The organism is Burkholderia sp. B10, assembly GCF_004368385.1.
Taxonomy (GTDB): Bacteria; Pseudomonadota; Gammaproteobacteria; order Burkholderiales; family Burkholderiaceae; genus Burkholderia; species Burkholderia vietnamiensis.
On sequence record NZ_PQMX01000177.1, the window covers coordinates 1 to 982 of the forward strand.

At 61.8% G+C, this 982-nt stretch carries 1 pseudogene and 1 other annotated feature; the pseudogene reads left to right on the plus strand.

Annotated elements, in window-relative coordinates:
* Nucleotides 1-50: 50 nt before the first annotated feature.
* Nucleotides 51-982 (plus strand): annotated as a pseudogene (locus C3Y15_RS31460) (IS3 family transposase); the annotation flags it as partial.
* Nucleotides 332-448 (plus strand) — a sequence feature (AL1L pseudoknot). It overlaps the preceding pseudogene by 117 nt.

Genomic DNA, 982 nt, shown 5'->3' on the forward strand with positions numbered 1-982 from the left:
TGAACCGCACCGAATTTTGTGGAGGCTCGGATTCTTGAGAGAATCGAGCCATGAACAAGAAGGCAACCAAGTTTTCCCCGGAAGTCCGGGAGCGCGCAGTGCGTCTGGTACGTGAGCAGCGTAGCGAACATCCGTCGATGTGGGCGGCGGTCGAATCGATTGCGCCGATGATCGGCTGTACGCCGCAGACGCTGCTGGATTGGGTCAAGCGCGAGGAGATCGATCGTGGGGAACGTGATGGCGTGAGCACGGCCGAGCGTGAACGCATCAAGGCCCTGGAGCGTGAGGTCAAGGAACTGCGCCGTACCAACGAGATTCTCAAGCTGGCGAGCGCGTTTTTCGCCCAGGCGGAGCTCGACCGCCGATTCAAGTCCTGAAGGCCTTCGTTGATCAGCATCGCGACACCTTCGGGGTCGAGCCGATCTGCAAGGTATTGCGGATCGCCCCGTCGGGCTACCGACGCCATGCTGCGCAGCTTCGTGATCCGTCCAAACGCTGCGCTCGTGCCAAACGCGATGAGGTCCTGCAACCCGAGATCAAGCGTGTCTGGCGGGCCAACATGCAGGTCTACGGTGTGCCGAAGGTCTGGAAGCAGATGAACCGGGAGGGCATTGTGGTCGCACGCTGCACGGTCGGGCGGCTGATGAAGCTGCAGGGCTTGCGAGGCACAGTTCGCGGCAAGCGAGTTCGCACGACGAATCCCGATACGAGCGCCCCGCGCCCGCTGGACCGGGTCAACCGGCAGTTCAAGGCTGAGCGCCCAAATCAGCTCTGGGTGTCTGACTTCACCTATGTCTCGACATGGCAGGGTTGGCTGTACGTGGCGTTCGTGATCGACGTGTTTGCCCGTCGCATCGTCGGTTGGCGCGTCAGTTCGTCGATGAGCACGGACTTCGTTCTGGATGCGCTCGAACAGGCGCTGTACGCGCGCCAACCGGGCGACGATGGGACCTTGATACACCACTCCGATAGGGGGGCTCAA